At 48.1% G+C, this 20,725-nt stretch carries 23 protein-coding genes; 10 read left to right on the top strand and 13 right to left on the bottom strand.

Features of this window, described 5'->3' with window-relative positions; all coding sequences use genetic code 11:
* Positions 1-63 precede the first annotated feature (63 nt).
* From skT53_RS15600 to skT53_RS15590, 3 genes are read left to right on the top strand one after another with little or no spacing between them, the layout of a single operon-like run.
* Entirely contained in the window at positions 64-783 is a 720-nt protein-coding gene (locus skT53_RS15600) for an FAD-dependent thymidylate synthase (protein WP_200758728.1), read from the top strand.
* A 28-nt stretch (positions 784-811) separates the two neighbouring features.
* Positions 812-1,990, top strand: a complete 1,179-nt coding sequence (locus skT53_RS15595) for an LL-diaminopimelate aminotransferase (protein WP_200758721.1) — start codon at positions 812-814, stop codon at positions 1,988-1,990.
* A 58-nt stretch (positions 1,991-2,048) separates the two neighbouring features.
* On the top strand, positions 2,049-2,651 hold the full coding sequence (locus skT53_RS15590) for an LPS-assembly lipoprotein LptE (RefSeq protein WP_200758719.1): 603 nt from the start codon (positions 2,049-2,051) through the stop codon (positions 2,649-2,651).
* A gap of 12 nt (positions 2,652-2,663) precedes the next feature.
* Here the strand turns inward: skT53_RS15590 and skT53_RS15585 are convergent, their stop codons facing one another.
* On the bottom strand, positions 2,664-2,924 hold the full coding sequence (locus skT53_RS15585; protein WP_200758717.1) for a DUF2621 family protein: 261 nt from the start codon (positions 2,922-2,924) through the stop codon (positions 2,664-2,666).
* A 120-nt stretch (positions 2,925-3,044) separates the two neighbouring features.
* Here skT53_RS15585 and skT53_RS15580 point away from each other — a divergent pair, with 120 nt between their 5' ends.
* Positions 3,045-4,022 (top strand): M23 family metallopeptidase, encoded by a 978-nt coding sequence (locus skT53_RS15580; RefSeq protein WP_200758715.1) that lies wholly within the window; start codon positions 3,045-3,047, stop codon positions 4,020-4,022.
* Positions 4,023-4,086: 64 nt separating this feature from the next.
* Here the strand turns inward: skT53_RS15580 and skT53_RS15575 are convergent, their stop codons facing one another.
* The gene (locus skT53_RS15575; protein ID WP_200758713.1) at positions 4,087-4,323 is read right to left on the bottom strand and encodes a DUF3905 domain-containing protein; all 237 of its coding nucleotides are present in this window, start codon (positions 4,321-4,323) and stop codon (positions 4,087-4,089) included.
* Between the two features lie 114 nt (positions 4,324-4,437).
* Here skT53_RS15575 and skT53_RS15570 point away from each other — a divergent pair, with 114 nt between their 5' ends.
* From skT53_RS15570 to skT53_RS15560, 3 genes are all read left to right on the top strand, one after another.
* On the top strand, positions 4,438-4,770 hold the full coding sequence (locus tag skT53_RS15570) for a hypothetical protein (protein WP_200758710.1): 333 nt from the start codon (positions 4,438-4,440) through the stop codon (positions 4,768-4,770).
* 70 nt (positions 4,771-4,840) lie between these two features.
* A complete protein-coding gene (locus skT53_RS15565; protein ID WP_200758708.1) occupies positions 4,841-5,269 on the top strand; it encodes a CBS domain-containing protein in 429 nt (142 codons plus the stop codon).
* Between the two features lie 73 nt (positions 5,270-5,342).
* Positions 5,343-5,840: a VanZ family protein gene (locus skT53_RS15560; protein WP_200758706.1), complete on the top strand. Its 498-nt coding sequence runs from the start codon at positions 5,343-5,345 to the stop codon at positions 5,838-5,840.
* Here skT53_RS15560 and skT53_RS15555 read toward each other — a convergent pair.
* Together skT53_RS15555 and skT53_RS15550 are read right to left on the bottom strand one after the other, a co-directional pair.
* Positions 5,807-6,601, bottom strand: a complete 795-nt coding sequence (locus tag skT53_RS15555) for an N-acetylmuramoyl-L-alanine amidase (RefSeq protein ID WP_200758704.1) — start codon at positions 6,599-6,601, stop codon at positions 5,807-5,809. The genes skT53_RS15560 and skT53_RS15555 overlap by 34 nt on opposite strands.
* Before the next feature lie 234 nt (positions 6,602-6,835).
* On the bottom strand, positions 6,836-7,984 hold the full coding sequence (locus skT53_RS15550; RefSeq protein WP_200758702.1) for a citrate/2-methylcitrate synthase: 1,149 nt from the start codon (positions 7,982-7,984) through the stop codon (positions 6,836-6,838).
* A gap of 451 nt (positions 7,985-8,435) precedes the next feature.
* Here skT53_RS15550 and sda point away from each other — a divergent pair, with 451 nt between their 5' ends.
* On the top strand, positions 8,436-8,579 hold the full coding sequence (gene sda, locus skT53_RS15545) for a sporulation histidine kinase inhibitor Sda (protein WP_200758700.1): 144 nt from the start codon (positions 8,436-8,438) through the stop codon (positions 8,577-8,579).
* Here the strand turns inward: sda and acpS are convergent.
* The 4 genes from acpS to skT53_RS15525 form a co-directional block, all read right to left on the bottom strand.
* On the bottom strand, positions 8,576-8,953 hold the full coding sequence (gene acpS, locus skT53_RS15540) for a holo-ACP synthase (protein ID WP_200758698.1): 378 nt from the start codon (positions 8,951-8,953) through the stop codon (positions 8,576-8,578). The two genes, sda and acpS, sit on opposite strands and share 4 nt — an antisense overlap.
* Positions 8,954-9,087: 134 nt before the next feature.
* The gene (gene mrdA, locus skT53_RS15535) at positions 9,088-10,992 is read right to left on the bottom strand and encodes a penicillin-binding protein 2 (protein ID WP_200758696.1); all 1,905 of its coding nucleotides are present in this window, start codon (positions 10,990-10,992) and stop codon (positions 9,088-9,090) included.
* A gap of 75 nt (positions 10,993-11,067) precedes the next feature.
* Positions 11,068-12,039 (bottom strand): ABC transporter permease subunit, encoded by a 972-nt coding sequence (locus skT53_RS15530; protein WP_200761020.1) that lies wholly within the window; start codon positions 12,037-12,039, stop codon positions 11,068-11,070.
* A 13-nt stretch (positions 12,040-12,052) separates the two neighbouring features.
* The gene (locus skT53_RS15525; protein ID WP_200758694.1) at positions 12,053-12,979 is read right to left on the bottom strand and encodes an ABC transporter ATP-binding protein; all 927 of its coding nucleotides are present in this window, start codon (positions 12,977-12,979) and stop codon (positions 12,053-12,055) included.
* 90 nt (positions 12,980-13,069) lie between these two features.
* Here skT53_RS15525 and skT53_RS15520 point away from each other — a divergent pair, with 90 nt between their 5' ends.
* Positions 13,070-13,936, top strand: a complete 867-nt coding sequence (locus skT53_RS15520) for a GDSL-type esterase/lipase family protein (protein WP_200758692.1) — start codon at positions 13,070-13,072, stop codon at positions 13,934-13,936.
* A 184-nt stretch (positions 13,937-14,120) separates the two neighbouring features.
* Here the strand turns inward: skT53_RS15520 and skT53_RS15515 are convergent, their stop codons facing one another.
* Positions 14,121-14,366: a SelT/SelW/SelH family (seleno)protein gene (locus skT53_RS15515; protein ID WP_318978567.1), complete on the bottom strand. Its 246-nt coding sequence runs from the start codon at positions 14,364-14,366 to the stop codon at positions 14,121-14,123.
* Between the two features lie 87 nt (positions 14,367-14,453).
* Positions 14,454-15,692: a protein kinase gene (locus skT53_RS15510; protein ID WP_200758688.1), complete on the bottom strand. Its 1,239-nt coding sequence runs from the start codon at positions 15,690-15,692 to the stop codon at positions 14,454-14,456.
* A 197-nt stretch (positions 15,693-15,889) separates the two neighbouring features.
* Between skT53_RS15510 and skT53_RS15505 the strand changes: the two genes are divergently transcribed.
* On the top strand, positions 15,890-16,096 hold the full coding sequence (locus skT53_RS15505; protein WP_200758678.1) for a hypothetical protein: 207 nt from the start codon (positions 15,890-15,892) through the stop codon (positions 16,094-16,096).
* A gap of 143 nt (positions 16,097-16,239) precedes the next feature.
* Here the strand turns inward: skT53_RS15505 and skT53_RS15500 are convergent, their stop codons facing one another.
* From skT53_RS15500 to skT53_RS15490, 3 genes are all read right to left on the bottom strand, one after another.
* The gene (locus skT53_RS15500; RefSeq protein WP_200758676.1) at positions 16,240-17,883 is read right to left on the bottom strand and encodes an L-lactate permease; all 1,644 of its coding nucleotides are present in this window, start codon (positions 17,881-17,883) and stop codon (positions 16,240-16,242) included.
* Between the two features lie 132 nt (positions 17,884-18,015).
* Positions 18,016-19,146, bottom strand: coding sequence for a glycerate kinase (locus skT53_RS15495; RefSeq protein ID WP_200758674.1), 1,131 nt, complete (start codon positions 19,144-19,146; stop codon positions 18,016-18,018).
* 21 nt (positions 19,147-19,167) lie between these two features.
* The gene (locus skT53_RS15490) at positions 19,168-20,682 is read right to left on the bottom strand and encodes a nicotinate phosphoribosyltransferase (protein ID WP_200758672.1); all 1,515 of its coding nucleotides are present in this window, start codon (positions 20,680-20,682) and stop codon (positions 19,168-19,170) included.
* Positions 20,683-20,725: the final 43 nt, after the last annotated feature.

The raw sequence follows: 20,725 nt of genomic DNA, 5'->3' as shown, positions 1-20,725 counted from the left end.
AGAAAGGAATCTGTCGAGCGGTATCGAATTTTAGGTAGAGCATCTTTAACTGGAGGTACAACGATGGATAAACGGAGAAAACCGCAAGTAAAAATTTTGCGCTATACCGACCCGGATCGCCTTTCTCTCGCCAAGAATGCGGCCGTTTTTTTGGGTAAAATGGATGAGGAGAACGTGAAAAGGCCTTTGAATATGCTAAAAATGGGGCATACGTCCGTATTTCGCGGCGAGCATGTCAAATTTGAATTCCGGACAACGAAAGTGGTGTATGACCATCTGATTACCTATACGACTGCGGAAGTGAGGGCATGCGGCGGTCTGCGGGCGAACGAAGCCCATTACTTTATACCGCCCATTGATGCGCCTGAACTTCAGGAAATTGGTCAACGCCATTTGGACACCTACAAAATGCTGGTACACGGCATCGATCCGGAAACGAACGACCCGACAGAACGCATGCGCCTGCAAACGGCACGTTCTGTAGCACCCGTAAGCGTCGAATTGCATTACATTCTCCAGTTCAACTTCCTGACGCTGATGGAAGCGATTTTTCCACAGCGAATCTGGGAACCAGGCGCACAACCGGATACATTTGAAGTGGTCAATTTAATGTGGGAACAGGTTCGTGAGTGTGACACGGAATTATGGGATCTGGCGAAAGATATTTATGGACCGGAAGCGATTGCATGGGAAAAAGCACGCAATCGGTTGAAGAAAGACGATCCTGAACTATTCGAAAAAATCATGAGCAAATACGGTCAGCTCAAATCGATGTGGTCGTAAGCTTCTTACGAAATGAGCGGGGGTAAAAATGAATATGCAGGTTTCTCGACGGCTGGAACGATTTAGTTCCGCCATGTTTTTTGAGTTGAATCAGTTAAAACAACAATTGCGTGCAAACGGAACGGAAGTGATTGATTTGGGGATCGGGTCCCCCGATTTGCCGCCGCCGCCGCATGTAATCGAAGCGTTAACGGAAGCGGTTTGTGATCCTTCTGTTTATGGGTACCCCACTTCAGAAGGAAGCCCGTTCTTTCGTCAGGCGGTAGCCGACTGGTATAAAAAACGATTTGACGTCGAGTTAGACCCCTCCACCGAATGTATGGCTTTAATGGGTTCGCAAGACGGACTGTCCCATCTGTCGCTTACTCTGGTCGACCCGGGCGACTATGTACTGGTCCCTGACCCAGGCTATCCGATCTACGAAGTCAGCATTCACTTGGCTGATGGACGTCCCTATCTGATGCCGCTTTTGGAAACGAATGATTTTCTTCCGGACTTTTCAAAAATTCCACCAGAAGTGGCTCAGCGGGCCAAATATATGATTTTGAACTATCCGAACAATCCGGTCACCGCTGTGGCCGAACGGTCTTTTTACGAACAGGCGGTCTCTTTCGCTAAACTGTATGACATTTTGATTGTGAGCGATATTGCGTATTCGGAACTGGCGTTTGACGGATTCAAACCGATCAGCATTCTGCAGATTGACGGAGCGAAAGATGTGGCGGTGGAATTCCACTCCCTTTCCAAAAGCTTTAACATGGCAGGCTGCCGAATCGGATATGCAGCAGGAAATCGGGAAGCATTACAAGCACTGGCAGTTGTAAAATCAAACATCGATTACGGCGTATTTACCGCTGTTCAAAAAGCGGGAGCGGCTGCCTTGACCGGCGACCCGTCGCATACAGCGCATATGTCCGAAACGTATCGCAAAAGACGTGACGTATTGCTGGACGGACTGAAACGAATCGGCTGGGACATTCCAAAACCGCAAGCCACTATGTTTGTATGGGCAAAAATCCCCATTCCAATGACATCTCGTAAATTCACAAAGGAACTGCTTGCCCAAACAGGCGTGGCAGTCGTACCGGGTGTGGGATTTGGCGAACAGGGTGAAGGATATGTACGAATCGCGCTAGTACAGCCGGAGGAAAAACTGCAAGAAGTGGTTGCCCGTATTGAAAAAAGCGGTATCCTGAAAAAAAACTGAATCAGCAGCCCCCCTTTCGGAGATTCTAACTGGTAAGAAACTCCTAGGGGGGCTTATTTTGCGTTACGTTCCATCATTATTAATCGGACTCGCGATGGTTATGTTGACAGGCTGCGGCACTCCCAATCAAACGGCACCAAAAGCAAAAGGCCTCAATATACAGGCGGTAGGTGAACAAGGACCCATCAGCGATTCGGATATTCCAGCAGTCGAACAGCAGTTGCGAAACGACATTAAAATTAAAACATTGGATGAAAGACCTCTTAAAATCACACAGACCGCGCACACGAAAAAAGTATCCTATGTGTTGTTCAGCATGCCAAACAATGACGGATTGGCTGTCGTCACCAAACAAGGAGGATCGGTCCGCATTTTGGAACGGCTCCCTATTGTTTCTGGCGACCCTAAGACAAACTTGGTGTCCTATAATACGATCATCGCGGGAAACCGTTGGGACCCTGATAACGGCGTACTGTTTGGCATGGTATACAATCCTTACATCACCGGAATCGAAGCGTATTTTCGGGACACAACGAAAGTCAAGGTGGATGTAAAACAGTCCCGCGGTTTTATCATTGTCCGTCCGGGCACCGACACCCGATTTGTACAGATCAATGCGATCGGCGAAGGCGGCTTGTGGTGGACAAGCGACTCTCGTTAACGAGAATGTATTCTAGTCGAACAGTTCTTGGTAAAGGCTTACGTCAATTCCTTTACTGGCCAGAAATTGTTTGATTTTGTCTTTGTCTTTATTTTCGCCAGCTAAAATATAGCCGCAGATTACATCATCCTGTTCGATTTCACTATGTCCTCGTTCGGCGGCAATCTCATTTACTTTTTTTTCGATCATTTTCTTTGCCATCGGACGGACAAAGAAAGGGATAGGCGACAGCAGTTCTTCCAACAATTGTTTCGATTGTGCACTGTATTCCATCGTTTGATGACACTCCCTAAAGTATGGTTAAAATGGACGCTATTCCTGATTCTATCATTCTCCTGTTTTCGTTTCCAGTCATTGCGAAAACCAAGTCTTATGCGTAAGGGGATGTACCGGATGAGGACTGCTCGATTTTTATTCCTTTGCATGTGCTGTGTGTTAGGGTTCACCGTATTGCCTCTTCAGGCGGCGGAAACAGGGGAAGTACCGCAGCTGACTGACCCGGCTCAGGAATTTCGTAAAGTGGCTGCCCAAACAAATATCCCATGGTTCTATATTGCCGCCATCTATCAATACGAATCAAGCATTCACAACAAAAAGAAACTGACATCCGGGCAGTCAGCCGTGCAGATTCCCGCGCAGGATTGGTGCGGCCCCATGAACCCGAATCAATTGGATCGGGACGAGGGTACCATCCGTGTTTTTCACGGCATCGGGCGGGATGGCAACAAGGATGGAATCGCGGATCCAACCAATCAAACCGATGTGATTTATTCACTGGCCAATCTTTTGCGATCCAATGGACTGACAGAAGATGACATTCAAATCTCTTTATGGAATCGGTATGAAGATACGATGGTTGTTGATCGGGTGGTCGCATTCGCCCGTATTTACAACCAATTTTCCACGGCCGATTTAAGCCAAAAGGCGTTCCCGATTCCCAACCGGTACAATTACAGTTACCGCAGCACATGGGGCGACAAACGCGGTTGGGGTGGCCGCCGGATGCACGAAGGCACCGACATATTCGCCGATTACGGAACTCCTGTAGTGGCTACCAGTTACGGGTATGTCGAAATGAAAGGATGGAACAAATTTGGCGGGTGGCGAATCGGCATTCGTGATCTGAACAATGTGTATCATTACTACGCGCATTTATCCGCTTACGCCAAAGGGATTCAGACACGAAGCATCGTAACGCCCGGTCAAGTGATCGGCTATGTTGGCTCTTCCGGTTACGGGAAACCGGGAACATCGGGAAAATTTGCTCCCCATTTGCACTATGGCATGTATTTTGATAATGGAACAAGGAGCTATGCGGTCGACCCGGCTCCCCATTTGCGGCGATGGGAACTGCAATCCAGGCGAAAATGAGGAAATGAAATAAAGCCCGCGAATGCGGGCTTTTATCTGCTTCCGTTTGTTGTCATCTGGCATTTTAGTCATTCCCGTATGTTACATCATGTGTGGGATGCATAAACGGAGCCATCGGCGACTTCACTTCACCTGACAGCAAGTGCTGATTTTCCATTCTCTCCGATCCGGGATCATGTTCATTATCTACCCACTCATCACCCGACATGATGGCCGGATCCACATCCGTGCTCCAGTGATCAAGCGGTGTGTCACGCCAGGGAGCATCTTTCTCGCGCAACGGGGGATTTACATCAGTCATGATTCCTCACCTCCACTCACTATTCTTCCCTGTTCGGAAAAGTGAATTCAGAAGCAACCGGAATGTGCTTGACCGAATCGGCGTATGTATGCAGTAGAGAGAGGAGTGTTGTAAATGACTGTAACCTATGCGCGGGTGGTCGGGTGGCTGTTTGTAGTGCTTGGCACAATCGGATTTTTTAAACAGGAATTGCTTGGTCTGATCCAATTCGACCGTATCCAAAATATCATATATCTGATGTTGGGAATCCTTGGGCTGGCAGCGGTCGCCAACCAAAAAAACGATCTGTACGCCATTTGTATCGGCATGCTAAGCTTGCTGTTCGGTTTGTTCAGCATCTTTCAGCCTGCGTTATTGGGAATTCGCCTGGAAACGATTGAAATCGTCCTGTTTCTCACGGTTGGCGGCTGGGGAGTTTTTACCGGCGTATATAAAAAGGCGGAATAGCTTATCCTACTTATCGACGAATGAATTCGTCAATCACGTTTCGTTTCACATCTTATGAGGAGGCGATTCGATGAAGTTGCATGAAATTATGACGAAAAACGTACGTACATGTGACCCTCAGGATACAGTGTTGGATGCGGCCAAGTTGATGCGCAACATTGATGTCGGAATCGTCCCGGTAACTCAAGGGGATAAACTGGTTGGTGTGGTGACTGACCGCGACATCTGTCTGAATGTTGTGGCAGAGGGCAAAGATGTCAACACCACCCGCGTCCAAAGCTGCATGACCAGTGCAGTTATTACAGGTACCCCTGACATGGATGCCCATGAAGCGGCCGATTTGATGGCCGAGCACCAAATTCGCCGTTTACCGATCATAGACAACGGAACGTTGGTCGGTATCGTGGCAATTGGTGACTTGGCCACCATCAATATTCATGAAAATGAAGCCGGTTATGCGCTCTCCGAAATTTCGGAACCGAGCCAGCCGCAACATTAATTCTTTTCAAATTGCAAAAGGACAGGTGCTCCTGTCCTTTTTTTGATATGATGAACCCAAGGAAGTGGGTCTTATGCAAAAAAACGTAAAACGAAATCTTTGGTTCATCGCATCCATTTTGTTTATGCTGTTAATCTTTGCAAAATCGGCCGAAACGTATCAGCAACAAGATCTTCGGCCGCAACTGGCGGTTTGGTTTTCCTCCCAAAGTTTGATGCTGTGGCTTCCGCACATTGCTTTTGTTTATGACGGCGCCCGGTACAGCTGGCAGACTCCGTACGACATGCTGGAGTTTTTCATCCGGAAACTCGGCCATGTGACTGAATACGCGATTCTCGCTTTTCTCTGGCAGCAAACGTTACGTCATACTCGTCTGTCACGCGGAAAAATCTATCTGTGGACGGTGTTGATTTGCCTTTTGTATGCGTCCTCTGACGAATGGCATCAAACGTTTGTGCCCGGCCGAACGGGCCATCCGATTGACGTCGCAGTAGACAGCATCGGAATTTTACTGGCGACAATCATATACTGGATCTTTCAAAGAGTTCGTCCAGATTGCAGAAAATCGTAGAAACGGGTTAATACGATTGCCAATTCCGCTCGCGTGACAGGCTGGTTCGGTCGAAACGTGCCGTCCGGGTACCCGACCAGCAACCCTGCCTGTACGACACGATTCACCGCACTTTGAGCAAAATCGGGAATCTGCTCCCCCGTTTCGCCTGTCGACGGCGATGGATTGCTTACAGGACTGGCAGCAGGCGCTACATACGGCAAATCAAAAAACTGGCATATTGCTTGAGCGGCAGCCTCTGCCTGTTCCGCGCGAAAAGCAGCGGATGCTAACTGGGCCGCTTCCTGCGGGTTTGTTATGAAACCGGATTCGACTAGTACCGCCGTCATACTCGTTTCCCGCAGCACAGCAAAATCTTCTACATAAACGCCACGATTTTTTTGTCCTGTCGCTTGCGCAATTGCATTCACGATAGCTGTCGCCACTGTTTCCGTTGTTGTGCCCCGGGTGGATGGATAGATATAAACGGAAACTCCGCTGACGCTCGGATCACTGTAAGAATTGACATGCCACGAAACAAACAAATCTGAGCGATTCTGATTCGCGAGACTTGCTCTATATGTCAAATCCGCTGCAATTGTACCCCCCGTTAAAGGAAGTACATCCTCTGTTCGGGTCATGATAACCTGAATTCCGCAGCGCTGCAACGCATCCCGAAGCTGCAAACCGGCCGCCAGATTTATATCTTTTTCCTGCAATCCGTTACCCGTCGCACCTGGATCTGTCCCTCCGTGACCGGGATCCACGACTACTAAAGGCATTTTTTCATCCCTCCCGACCTGATGGTATCAACTGATGAAAAACCCGGTTTTCCTATCGTTAGAGTATGCTTCCATTCAAATTTTGCCCCGGCCAAGGGCATACATGACTTACCTGCTAACAACTTTCCTTTGATGGGTGCGCCAAAAAGTGAAAAAGGCATATCACACTGGAAACTACGCCAATATGATATGCCTGATTAAGCTATCATGTTTGCTATTCGGTTTCGGTTCGGATTACTTGCGGTCGGCAACAGGGACAAATTGCAGATCGACTGGACCTGTATAATCAGCACGAGGACGAATAATCCGATTGTTTTCATACTGTTCCAGGAAGTGAGCCGTCCATCCGGACATCCGGCTAACCACAAAAATCGGTGTAAACAAATCGACCGATATTCCCATCGCATTATACAGACTGCCAGAGTACAGATCCACGTTATACTTAAGATCTTTCCCTTTGGCCGCGAAATATTTCAAAACCACATCTTCCATAATTTCCGTCATTTGGAACCATTTCGTATTGCCCGTTTTTTCCGTCAACTGTTTTGCATATCGCTTCAAAATCAAGCCGCGCGGGTCATAATTGCGGTATACGCGATGCCCAAATCCAGGAACCTTAACACCTGCTTCGAGCTTTTTGTTAATGGCATCGGCTGTTTGTTCAACAGAGTCGATTTCCATCAACGTACGCATTACATCTTCGTTGGCTCCTCCATGCAAAGGACCTTTTAACGCACCGATTGCTGAGGTAACACCGGAATACAGATCGCTCAACGTGGCAACTGTTACGCGTCCTGCAAATGTGGAAGCGTTTAACTCGTGGTCAGCGTGGAGAATAAGGGCAACGTCGAACGCCTCGACAGATAATGCATCAGGTTCATTTCCAGTCAACATATAAAGGAAATTGGCTGCATGACCCAAGTCGGAGCGTGGCGGAACATAGTCCAACCCTTGCTTGAAGCGGCCAATAGCTGCGGTTAACGATGCGGAGAGAGAAATCAATTTGGCAGCTTGCGCCAAATGAGCTTCGCGAGTCATCGCCTTATTGGGATCAACAGCCCCAATATAACTGACCGCCGTTCTCAAGATTTCCATTCCTGTGGGATTGGCAGGGTTTTTCGCCAAGGAACGAACCAGTTCCAAAACATCCGCAGGAATGTCCCGATTTTTCTGTAACTCCTTGTTCAATTCGTTCAGTTCATTCAAATTCGGAAGCTTGCCATGCCACAAAAGAAAAACGACTTCTTCAAAAGACGCTTTCCCGGACAACTCATTAATGTCATAACCGTGATACACTAATCGGCCCTTTTCCCCGTCCACTAAACAAATATCTGATGTTCCAGCTACGACATCTTCCAAACCTGCTTTAACTTCTGTACTCATGTTCTTCCACCCCCTGAAAAATAAGCAACACCTTAAAATGCTTCTAGGATTTGTTATGTAACACATTTCATTTGTTTGTAACAATCATATCACATTTTTACTAAACCAAAAATAGGTTGCAAAAAAAAGCTGTAAAAGATTGGTCTGGTGTGCTCCCTCCACTGCATAAAGATGAATAGACATGGCGTTTTCTCCGTAAAAACAGGAAATTTTCCGGCAAGATGCGACAAAATACCGCATTTGTGGATAACTTATCCTCATTATGCACATTAAGTTGATGTCTGTACTTCAACAGGTGTTCACATTATCCACAAATCACCTACATATTATCCACACGTTTTTGTGGATAACAGGAACACTTGTTCCACGCGCCGACTGATGGTACTCTAAGTTCACTACCCGCTTCGTCAGACCTGACTCATCAATAGAATCTGATAAAGGGGATGAATTCATGCGTATTTTAACCGATGAAAATTTGATTGAAGCGTATAAAACTGCTGTGGAGCTAAAACTTGATCCGCATTTTATAGAATTGCTTATGCAGGAAATCAAACGGCGGAAACTCGACTTCAACATAAACTGCAATTCGGCTTAAGCCGTTTCCATCCAGATGTATGCAATGGCCAGTTCAGCGGTATGCGAAATGCTTACTTTAACATCTGTCACTCCGAGCAGGTCTGCCCTCTGTTTAGCGGCCCCATACAAGAGTACTATTGGCTCACCACCGCTGCCATGCAGGGTTTCAATGTCACGGAACGAGATTTGCTCTGCAATACCCGTACCAAGCGCTTTAGAAACTGCCTCTTTAGCGGCAAATCTGCCGGCCAGCAGTTCCAGCCTGCGGCTATCTGACACTCCTTGCAGCAGCAGCAGCTCATTTTCCGTGTAAATTCTTTTCAGAAACGAGTCCCGTTTCGAAGATTCGGCAATTCTTCTTATTTCTACCAGATCGACACCGATTAGTGGCATACGATCACCTCCGCCCTGCTTCGTCTTACCTATTCTACCATATCCTGTAATATGCAAAAAACGGCGCTGCACGCCACATGCAGCACCGCCTGCAACGACAAATAACCGAACGTCGTTGGCTTCTCATTTTTTTGTTAGGGCTTCGATTTGGGTGGTACATTGAAGTACGTATCCAACATTGTCTCTGCAATCGGTCCCGCCATCTCATAGGAGTGGGCGCCAATTCGTCCGTCTGGTACCACAACTGCGATGGCAATTTTCGGATTGTCATAGGGGGCATACCCGACAAACCAGTAATTCTCTGCGACTCCTGTTTGCGCCGTTCCCGTCTTGCCTGCCACATTATAAGGTTTATTCTTGAACATATAAGAGGCGGTCCCATATGGTTCATGTGTGACCTGCCACATACCGTCTTTTACGTAATTCAACAGGTCCTGACTAAATGTCACCTGATTCAATACTTTTGGTTCTGTCTTTTTAATCACATTGCCGTTCGGATCTACAATTTCTTTTGCCAAAAAAGGCTGCATCCGTTTTCCGCCATTGGCGATTGTGCTGACATATTGAGCCAACTGGATCGGAGTAAACGTGACATTTTGGCCGATCGCAAGAAACGGCATATTGGTTGTCACTTCCGGTTGATAATTATATTGGCCCACCCATTCATACGGCAAGTCGATTCCCGTTTCAACGCCCAGTCCAAATTCGTTCTGGTACTTTTTAAATTTTTCAAACGCCGGGTAATCATATTTTTCCATCCAGCTTTTTACACCGTATTGCGCCAGCAAATCATGCTTGCCCAATCGTTTCCCTACCGTATACATGTATACGTTGCACGAACCGGCGATCGCCTCTTTGCCGTTTATCCAGCCGTGCCCCTGCGGCAGCCAGTCGAGTGCATAGTAGCCGGAAAGATCCAGGCCGCCCGTACACAATATTTTCTCGTCAGGTTTGATTACCCCTTCCCGCAGACCGATCATCGTCGTCAGCATCTTAACGGTAGAACCGGGAGCAAACGGATAGACCGCCCGGTTAATGGCGCCCGGACTGTACCTAGCGTATTCTTCATTTGTCATAACCCCGTCTACCCAGTCATTTGGATCGTATGGCGGATAGCTCGCCATCGCGAGCACCTCTCCGGTGTTCGGATCCATTGCAACGGCAGCCGCATTCTGGACTCTGCCGCCCCCTTCTTTTTGCAATGCTGTGACCCGTTCTGCCAGAGCCTGTTCGGTCGCCTGCTGCAGTTTTTTATCGATCGTAAGAATCACGTCATTGCCAGGGATTGGCTTTTTCTCAATATAGTCGGCGTTTTTATCGACACGATCGCCATTGATATTGACTTCCACCCGGGTAGCCCCATCAACGCCTTTCAGGTATTGTTCATACTGTTGTTCCAGTCCGTCACTGCCGACCAGATCACTCATTTGATACCCTTTATCTCTGTATTCAGGCCATTTTTCAGGTCGAATCGAATGCAAATACCCAATCACATTGGAAGCAAACGTTTTCAATCGATAGTCACGAATTGCCTCCGGAATAACGGCAATTCCCGGCAGCTCGTTCAAATGCTCCCGGATTCTCGCTACCTGTTGATCGGTTGCACTTTGCTTGATTTTGCGCGGAGCCGACCTTGGCAAATTATCTTTTTCGCCCTTCATAATCGAAATGATCTGCTCTTTCGACAAGTTTTCCTTCTCCGTCGGATCTTTTAACAAAGGCACCAGTTTTTCAGCGACCGTTTCAATGTTTTGCTGCGCCTTCTCCTTTTCGTGAATCGTATACGGATCGGTATATTGAATTGTAAAAGAGGGCTTATTTGCCACTAATACTTCCCCGTTCCGATCAATAAAACGTCCCCTTGGCGCGGGTAAAACCTGTTGAGCGTAACGGTTCTCTTCTGCCAGCTGCTGATACTCTGCCCCTTTGCCAAGTTGAATAAAACTCAGCCGCAATAGAAGTATCACCAAGGCAAGGAACAGTATCAAAAAAAGAAACTGCAGACGGCTCCCGCTTTGTGGTTGGTTCTCCGCTTCCATGCACTATTTGCCTCCCGGTATCGTTCTCCCTTTATTCTACCAAGCAAATCGATCTGTTTGTAAGGGTAATATTTCCTAGGCCAACACGTCCCGTTTGCTAAACACCGCAAAACCGATCACAAGCGCCGCAATTCCCCAAATCAAAAGCACAGCAAGCGAAAAAGGCAGTGTCATTCCTTCAATCGGCGGTACTGCACCGGACAGATATCCGGTAATACGTAAATTTACGACAAACAGATATTTGACGCCGGTCCAGGAACTGGCCAGATCATACAAAATATTGCCTCCGATTAACGCTGCCAACATGATCCCCATAGCGGCAGCAGCCTGCCTTACCAGTATCGAAATGGTAAATGCCACTGTGGCAACCACCAGACAGGTGAACCATCCCAATCCGTAGGATCGAAAAATATACTGCCACTGCGGCACATTATATGCGGTGGAAGCATCCAATTGGCTGTTCACGATCGAAAAGCCGGTCGCCACCGGCATCGTCCAGCCCCCCCAACCAAAGAAAAATCCACCGATCAGAGTTGCTGTCACAAAGGCGGCCAATATCGTGAGCGATACAAACATGACCAAAACCGCATATTTGGCGGCGAGCACTTTCCATCGCCTGACAGGTCGGGTCAACAATAGTTTGATGGTCCCCTGTCCCCATTCAGAAGAGACAAGATCAGCCGATAATGTAACAACCAACAAGGGAAGCAGCAGCGATACGCTCAAATCCATAAACGTTCTGACAAATGTAGCCGTTCCCGGTGCGGCCGGATTTATATTTTTCTCCAGATAATAGCGGGCCTGTTCGATCCGCTGTTGGTACATTTTCTTGCGATCTTCCGGCACAAACGCATTTTTCATGCGGCTCTCATAGTCGGCTATCTGCTGCTGCAACACAGGGCGCCAGTCGAGTGTCCCCACCCGTTGCAGCGTACGCTGCTGGTTCAACTGCTGGGCATATGCGAACAAGGAAACCAGAATCGCCAAAATCAGAATCACCAGCACAAACCGCCTGCGTCGGATCAGCTTGATCGTTTCATTTTGCATCAAATCAAAAAAACTACGCACGCCGGTCACCTCCGGTAATCTCCAAGAACAAATCTTCCAGGGAAGGGGAAACCGGTTCAATTGCGAACACGTCTATACCCCGTTCCACGAGTTTCGCGTTCAGTTGGGGAATACGCTCCGATGTAACATGACAGCGAATGCTGTCCTCCCTGAGTACGGCATCCTGCACCTCTGGGTCACTCGTTAAAACAGCAAACGCCGCCTCCACAGGGTTTACCCTCCAGACCGTTTGGTTGTTTTTTTTCTCTGTCAGTCCATTCACCGTGCCCGCATATAAGGAACGGCCTTCATGAATAATCGCCACCCGATCGCACATCATTTCGATTTCACTTAGCAGATGGCTGGATATAAATACGCTGAGTCCTTCTTCTTCCACCAACTGTCTGACAAACTCGCGAAGTTCCCGGATTCCTACCGGATCAAGACCGTTTGTCGGCTCGTCCAGAATCAGCAGTTGAGGTCTGGCCAGAAGTGCCTGTGCAATTCCGAGGCGCTGCCGCATCCCTAACGAATACGTTTTGACCCTGTCATGAATGCGCTCCTCCAGCCGTACCTGCCTGACCACCTCTTTGATCCGCTCTGGGGTGACCCCTTCTGTCATGCGGGCGAACTGTTCAAGATTTTCCCATCCGGATAGAAAACCGTACAGTTCCGGATTCTCCACAATACAGCCGACATGCTTCATCGCACTGACAAACTGTTTTTGAATGTCAAAATCACATATTCGAATCGTTCCGGCTGTCGGTGCAATCAGTCCGACCAGCATTCGAATCGTGGTCGTTTTGCCCGCTCCATTCGGTCCCAAAAAGCCGAATACTTCCCCCGCTCGTACGTCAAACGAAATATCGTGAATCAGTTGTTTCCCGCCAATGGTCTTTTTCAGATTCTGCACCGACAGAACTACCGGCTTTTCTGCCATTCCGCAAATGCTCCTTCCGATTTTCTGATATAATAATGAGCAGCAGATTACAAGTTTTGCAGATATACAAATCTTCTGGAGGTTGTACCCGTGCAAAGCAAAAAATCAGGTTGGTACGCAATTTTCTCTGTTTCTTTGGGCAGCATCCTCCTGCTTGGTACAGGCGCTGTTATGGCCTATTCCAGCACGACAGGAACCGTTGTTCAGAAACAACCGTCTTCACCGCCGCAGCCCCAAACAAATTTGCCCAATACACAAACACCGCCGACAGGTCAACCAAAACAACCGACAACACCTGTCACGAAGTCACCCGTAACCTCACCTGCCGCTGTAAACGGAGATTATCGGCTGCTTGCGCTGGGAGATTCTTTAACACGCGGTACAGGCGATGAAACGGGCCTCGGATATGTAGGAAATGTGACGACCGAGCTTCAGAAATTGACCAAAAATAAAATTATTGTATCCAATCTGGGAGTCAACGGCATGAAATCACCGGAGTTACTTCAGTATGTCAACTCTCCCGAGGTACAGCAGGATATCCGTTCGGCGAATCTGATCACCATCACGATTGGCGGCAATGATCTGTCACAGGGAGTCGGCTCCGTGACATCTCCCGATCCGCAGGTTGCGAAGAAGACGAGGGATACATATCTGGCATCTCTGGATCAAACGGTCGCTACCATTCGGTCGTTGAATCCGAACTCGGCCATACTGTTTATCGGCTTGTACAATCCTTTTCTTCTGCAGGGCAGCGCTGCCGAAACCGCTACACAAATCCTGCAGGATTGGAATCAACAAACGGTCCATGCGTTGGGTAAATACCCGAATACGCTGTTTGTTCCGACAGAAGATCTGTTTGCCTGGGACGGCACCCGGCTCTTATCAGCCGATATGTTCCATCCGAACGCCAAAGGATACAAATGGATCGCTGACCGTATTTTACAGGATATACTTTAATTTATCATTAAAAAAGGCTTCTACCGAAGCATATTCAAGAAAAAGCAGCGTCTAATAGAGGAAGCCTTTTTCGACAGCCGAAAGTATAAAAATGGTGATGGAATATCACATTTTTATACTTTCTAAGCTGTTAAAAAAAACCTTCTTCGCCACAAGGCAGAAGAAGGTTTTAATTTAATCGAATTCAGATGAGCCCCGCTGACAAATTCAGGATTTCTCCTGGTTCCGGGAAACGGTTCGACTCTTTTTTCGAGAAGATCAATTTGTCACCGATCTTGATCTCGAATACGCCCCCGCTGGATGGAATCAATCTTAATTCGGAAATTTTGTTCGTGTAATTGCTAAGCAGCTCTTCCGTCACACTGACGGTTTTGGGCAAAAAACCTCAGGCTGTACAATATTCGATCGAAATTATAACGCGTTGATCCATATTACATTCCCCTTTCTATGTCAATATCGGTTCTTCATTGTAACCATCGTATCGATTTCTTACCGTATGCTGCATTACAATTTACCGTTATTTTCCGCCGCTCACATAAAAAATAATCCGCTCACCCGGTTTATAAAGAGAATCCGGTTGTTGCACCTGCTTCACTACTCGTCCAGGCAGCTCGTCGGAAGAAACAACATAATAGACGTACCGCATGTTGTAAGAGAGCAGTACGTTTTCCGCCTCGTCGATCTGCATGCCGGACAGATCAGGCACGTTCATCGGCTTGCCCGCTTTTGAAACCGGCTCTTTTGGTGAGATCGTAATAGTAGAATGAGTTGCTTCGGTTGCTTTTGCAGTTGATGTCAGCGTAATCGGCACCGTTTCCAACAAAGGCATGATTTGCTTTTCCGCAGAACCGTTTGGTGCAGATGCCAATTCAGATCCTGACAGAACGGCCGTCAAAACGATAAATGTTAGAATGCCAGTGAAAATAGCAAAGTACGATTTCAAGATCGATCGAAATTTGTAGAATGAATGAGGAAACAACGCGCGCTTCTTTCCTGACAGAAGCGCCTCCATCTCTTGGCGGGTAATGTAATAAGGACGAGTTTGTTCCGCTTCCTCCTGCACAAAATTACGATACAGGGGGTTGGCATCCTTGCGAAGCAGCATCTCAAGGTCATGGGCCAAATCTGAAGCATCTTCATAGACAGGGAGCCTTTGACCCGTCAGACGATCTATAATTTCCGAAATCTTGTTATGCAGTTCCGGTTTGTATAACGGCGGCGTCGCTGAGAACAACTCTTTGAATATAGTCCCTAACGAAGCCAAATCCGATTTTTCAGTACTTTCAACGGAAGTATAGGCAGTTCGAGGGCATACAAATGAAACCTTGATATCGCGCCCCTGCACCCATATCATTTCGGAAGACAGATTCCCATGCACGACTTGCTTCTGGTGTGCGAAAGACACCGCCTTTGCAATATGCATGGCCATAAAAATCGCATCTTCCAGGGCAAACCTTTCTCCGCGGTGGATCGTTTCCCGCAATGTCAGTCCTTCCCGATATTCGGAAATTAAAAAGCATGTATCTCCCGTACATTGCATATCAAAAATGCTCATAATATGGTGATGTGTCAGGCTGGCGAGCGATTGCGCCCGAGAACGAAAGAAGTCTGCAGTTGAACTGTCACAATCGGAAAACACGGTGATAAATACATTGCGGGGAAACGAATTGTCAAGAGCTCGATAGAGATCAACCCCATCCGAAGCTTCCAGACGCTCCACCAGTTGATAGCGGTCTGAAAACGTACGGTTTTGCAAGAACTCTTCCTCCTCTCAGTTTACACTGACCCCATCACCCCATTGCTTCTGCTTGAAGCACTTTCAAAAAACGAGAAATGTCGAGCTTTTAAAAGACAATATTCGTCATTATTTGTCATTTTCCTTCTGTATTAATGAAAAATTAATGGAGTGCAGATGGAAACTTCAGTATGATGAGAAAGAGAGGAGTGTCAAAATTGGATTTGCGGAGAACCCTGCTATTCATTTTTTCCCTGATACTTGCGGTAACGGGGACAATTTTATACGTTTCGGCCAAACGATCCGGCCAATCGCTTCCCTACTACGCGATGGGATTACTCGCTTACGGTTGGACGTTTGTCGGATTCTGGATGATTGATACGGCTGCCCGCACTTATAAGAAAAAATATCGGGATCGCCACTGACCTTCATCATGACCGTTTTCTCTAACGGTGGAACGTCTGATCGATTCATCGCCCGATGTTTTAAAATTAGATGTTTCTCAGCAGGCAGAAAAGAGGGTGCTGCCGGATAAATCCGGCAGCTTTCAGGGCAGAGTCTTAATTTCTTACGAATGTGGAATCATTCCGGTAAACACATACGCCTGCAGCCAAGTGATTACACCGATCAATGTTACGAAAATCAAGCTGTGCTTCAGTGTAAACCGCAGAATGTTTCCTTCCTGGCCCGCCATGTTGGTGGCGCCTGCGCCGACCGCAATTGACTGCGGTGAAATCATCTTCGCCGCACAACCGCCAGAAGAGTTTGCCGCTACCGCCAATACGTCGCTGATATGAACCTGTTTGGCTGTAAACGCCTGCAGTTTTGCGAACAATGCGTTTGTCGAGGTATCGGAACCAGTCAGGAACACCCCGATATAACCGATAAACGGAGCGAAGAAAGCAAACAATACGCCGGTTTTTGCCAATGCATTCCCCATCGAGTTCCCCATGCCGGAACGTCTGCTCAATTCCGCATAAGCCAGGAAGCATGCGATGGAAAGAAGCGGCAGCGCCAACTGTTTGAACGTTCTGCCAAGCACACCCAGGAAACGCTGCGGGCCCATCGCAAGCACGATTGCAGCGAGTACACAAGCAACGAAAATAGCCGTACCAGATGCTGTCACCCAGTTCAGCACATAAGTTGCTGCTTGCGCCTTCCCATCCACCAGAATCGCGTTGTGGACTCCTGCCATATTAAACTTGATTTCCCACCAGTTGCCAGGCGCATTTGCTTTCGAAGCGGGAAAAAGATTTTTAAACCAATCACGGCCCCAGATCAAGATCACGATGGAAGTGATGATATAGGGGGACCATGCGCGCAGAATCTGTCCGCCTGTATAGTGTTTGTCACTGACTGCCGCAGCAGCCGTGGTCCCTTCAAACGACCATTTGTCCTTCGGTTTCCAGAACATCATCAGAACAACCAATGCGACAATCGAGAACATGGAAGCGATTAAGTCAGTCGACTGATACCCCATATAGTTGGATGCAATAAACTGTGCCAATGCGAAAGAGATTCCGGAGACAGCCAGCGCCGGTATAACACCTTTGGCCGCTTTCCATCCACCCATGATCATGACCACCCAAAACGGAATAATCAATGTCAGAATCGGCAATTGTCTTCCCACCATCGCACCGATCAAGTCCGCGTGAATTCCGGATACTTGGCCAGCCGTAGTGATCGGAATCCCGATCGAACCGAACGCAACCGGAATCGAGTTGGCAACCAGCGCGAGCCCCGCTGCATACAGGGGAGGAAAGCCAATACCAATCAACATGGCAGCCGCAATCGCTACAGGCGTTCCGAAACCGGCTGCTCCCTCCATAAATGCGCTGAATGAAAACGCAACCAATAAAGCCTGAATTCGTTGGTCATCAGAAACTTTGGAAATTGAATATTTGATAATTTCAAATTGCCCGGCTTCAACCGTGAGGTTGTACAGAAATACCCCCATCAAAACGACGTAGCCAATTGGCGCGAGCCCGGTAACGGCCCCCAGGATGTCGGTGGAAACTACAATGCTTGCAGGAATCCCATAGAAAAAGACAGCAATCAGAGAAGCAAATATGATGGTAAGAATGGCGGCAATATAACCCTTCATTTTAAGGACTGCCAATGCGATGCCGAGAAAAATAATCGGCAGTGCAGCCACGAGCGCGGATATCCACAGATTTCCCGCCGGGTCCGCATTAAAAGACCATGTGGGCATTGTGTTAGACCTCCTAGTTGATATAGTGATATGATGACACGATCATCATAGAAATACTATACCATGAATGAAAGCGCTTGCAAACTCAAAAAATTGATTGTATCTAATCATTTGAATATTCTATCTATGAAATCAGGCCAAAAATCTGGTTCGCATGACACGTTCCACAGTGTTGGCGATCAGCTCCACCGCCCTTTCCATTGCCTCCTGCAGAGACATTGGGCGATCCACGATCGAAAACACACTGCATACCCCGTGCGAGTAAAGTTCTTCCACTCCCTGCCCGATTGATCCGGCAATTAGAATTACTGGCACGCCTGCCGTTTGTGCCGTTTTTGCCACGCCAAACGGCGTTTTTCCCCGCACCGTTTGCCCGTCGCATTGGCCTTCCCCGGACAGTACCAAATCGGCTCCCATTACCTGTCGGGGCAAATCGGTTGCCTCGATCACGATGTCGATCCCTCTTTTTAAAACTGCATTCAAGAACGCAACCATCGCAAACCCAAGTCCACCCGCCGCTCCTGCACCTGGCAGATTTTGAATGGAGCGGTTCAACTGTTTTTCTACAACTGCGGCATAATGGCTTAAGTTAGCGTCCAACAGACGAATCATTTCTGGTGTGGCCCCTTTTTGCGGGCCGAATATATGACTTGCCCCCTGCGGTCCAGTCAGCGGATTATCTACATCACACGCGACTGTAAAGGAGCATTCTGCCAAACGAGAATCGACAGCGGACAGGTCAAGTCGCTCCAGCTTATCCAAACTGCCGCCGCCAAAAGGCAGCTCCTGATTATTCGAGTCGATAAACCTTACACCCAGCGCTTGCGCCATCCCGGCCCCCCCGTCATTGGTCGCGCTGCCGCCGATTCCCAAAATAAACTTGCGGCAGCCCCGATCCAACGCTGCACGGATCAATTCACCGGTTCCGTATGTACTGGTCAACAATGGGTTTCGTTTGTCTGCAGGCACCAAATAAAGTCCGGATGCTTCCGCCATTTCAATCACAGCCGTTTGTCCGTCGCCAAGAATTCCGTATTTCGCTGTTACCTTCTGCCCAATCGGACCTGTTACTACTTCGGTCAAAATCTGTCCGCCTGTCGTATCAACCAAACTTTGTACCGTCCCCTCGCCGCCGTCCGCCATCGGAATCTTGACGATATCGGCCGCCGGAATCACTCTCCGTATCCCTTCCTCCATCGCGTCGCAAACTTCTTTTGCTGTCAGGCTTCCTTTAAAAGAGTCGGGCGCCAACACAATTTTCATTTGAGAACCCCTCCCAATCTTTTAAATCGATCCGTTGCGCGCTTCCTTCAGCAAACGCTGTTTGAGCTCCCACAGTTTTTCTGACAGGTCTACATGATAGGAATGGGGATTGATCGGTCGTTTGATTTCACGCGGCATGCTATCCAATTGGGATTCGGCGCGTTTTTTGATCTGCTCCAGATCAGGCAGTTCATAAACAATTTCACCATTTTGCAAAATGGGAACCAGCAGTTCTTCCACTTTGAAATTTCGGATCGTTTTCCGTTTATATGTATGGATAGGATGAAACAAGGTCAGCGGCTGAGAAGGATCCAATTTTTCATCGGCCAGCATGATGAGATCGGCGGTTGCCGTGCCATCTTCCAGATACAACCGAACGGTTCGTTTATAACCGGGATTTGTGATTTTCTCAGGGTTTTCCGATACTTTGATCTTCGGAATCATCATACCGTCCTCTTCTTTTGCCACCAGTTTGTAGACACCGCCTAGCGCCGGGCAATCATCACCCGTGATCAAGGCCGTGCCAAAACACCATATGTCGACGCGCGCTCCTTGCAGCATCATGTCTCTTACTACATACTCGTTCAGATCACCTGACGCTAAAATCTTCACATCCGGAAACCCGGCTGCATCCAGCATCCGACGAACCTCTTTCGACAGCCAGGCCACGTCGCCCGAGTCGAGGCGAACTCCCAGCAGTTCACGCCCTTTTTCACGCAGTTCCCGTGCGACCGTTATCGCATTCGGAACGCCGCTTTTTAATGTATCGTATGTATCCACCAAAAGTGTGGTCCGGTCCGGATAGGTGGCCGCATAAGCGCGAAACGCTTCCAACTCGCTGGGGAAACTTTGAATCCAACTGTGCGAATGTGTGCCGACCACCGGAATGCCAAAATTCTGTCCCGCATACACGTTGCTTGTACCCGCAAACCCGCCAATAAAGGCGGCACGCGAACCGAATGTTGCCGCATCCGCATTCTGCGCTCGCCGCAAGCCAAATTCGACCGACTGATGCAAATGATCGTACATGTCTCCGCGTGTTGCCTGCACAATGCGGGCCGCTTTCGTGGCAATCAGAGTCTGGTGGTTTATAAACGACAGACAAGCCGATTCGATCAACTGCAACTCGAAAATCCGTCCTTCAAATCGGAGTAGTGGAACGGAGGGAAATACGACAGTGCCTTCTTCTACCGCATACACCGTTCCCGTAAATCGAAACCGGCGTAATTCCTCCAGAAACCCTTCGTCAAACAGTTGAATTGACCGCAGGTAGTCGATATCTTCCGCTGTAAATTGTAAGCCTGTCAGAAATACAACTACCTGTTCAAGACCGGCTGCTATCGCAAATCCGTTTCCACACGGGTTTTTGCGGTAAAACAGCTCAAAAACGGCCTTCTGATTCATTCTGCCTGATTTATAGTAGCCATACATCATCGTTAATTGGTACAGATCGGTTAAGAGAGCGGAGTATGAATGTCGGTACACCCCTTTTTGCCGGACGGCGTCCAATTTTTCGATTGCCGCAGTGAAACTCATGCCGGTCACCTTCTCATCTCTTTTTTCTCCATTGTACATGAAA

The organism is Effusibacillus dendaii (assembly GCF_015097055.1).
Taxonomy (GTDB): domain Bacteria; phylum Bacillota; class Bacilli; order Tumebacillales; family Effusibacillaceae; genus Effusibacillus; species Effusibacillus dendaii.
The sequence above is the reverse complement of the archived record's forward strand: the minus strand, read 5'-3'. Positions and strand labels throughout refer to the sequence as shown.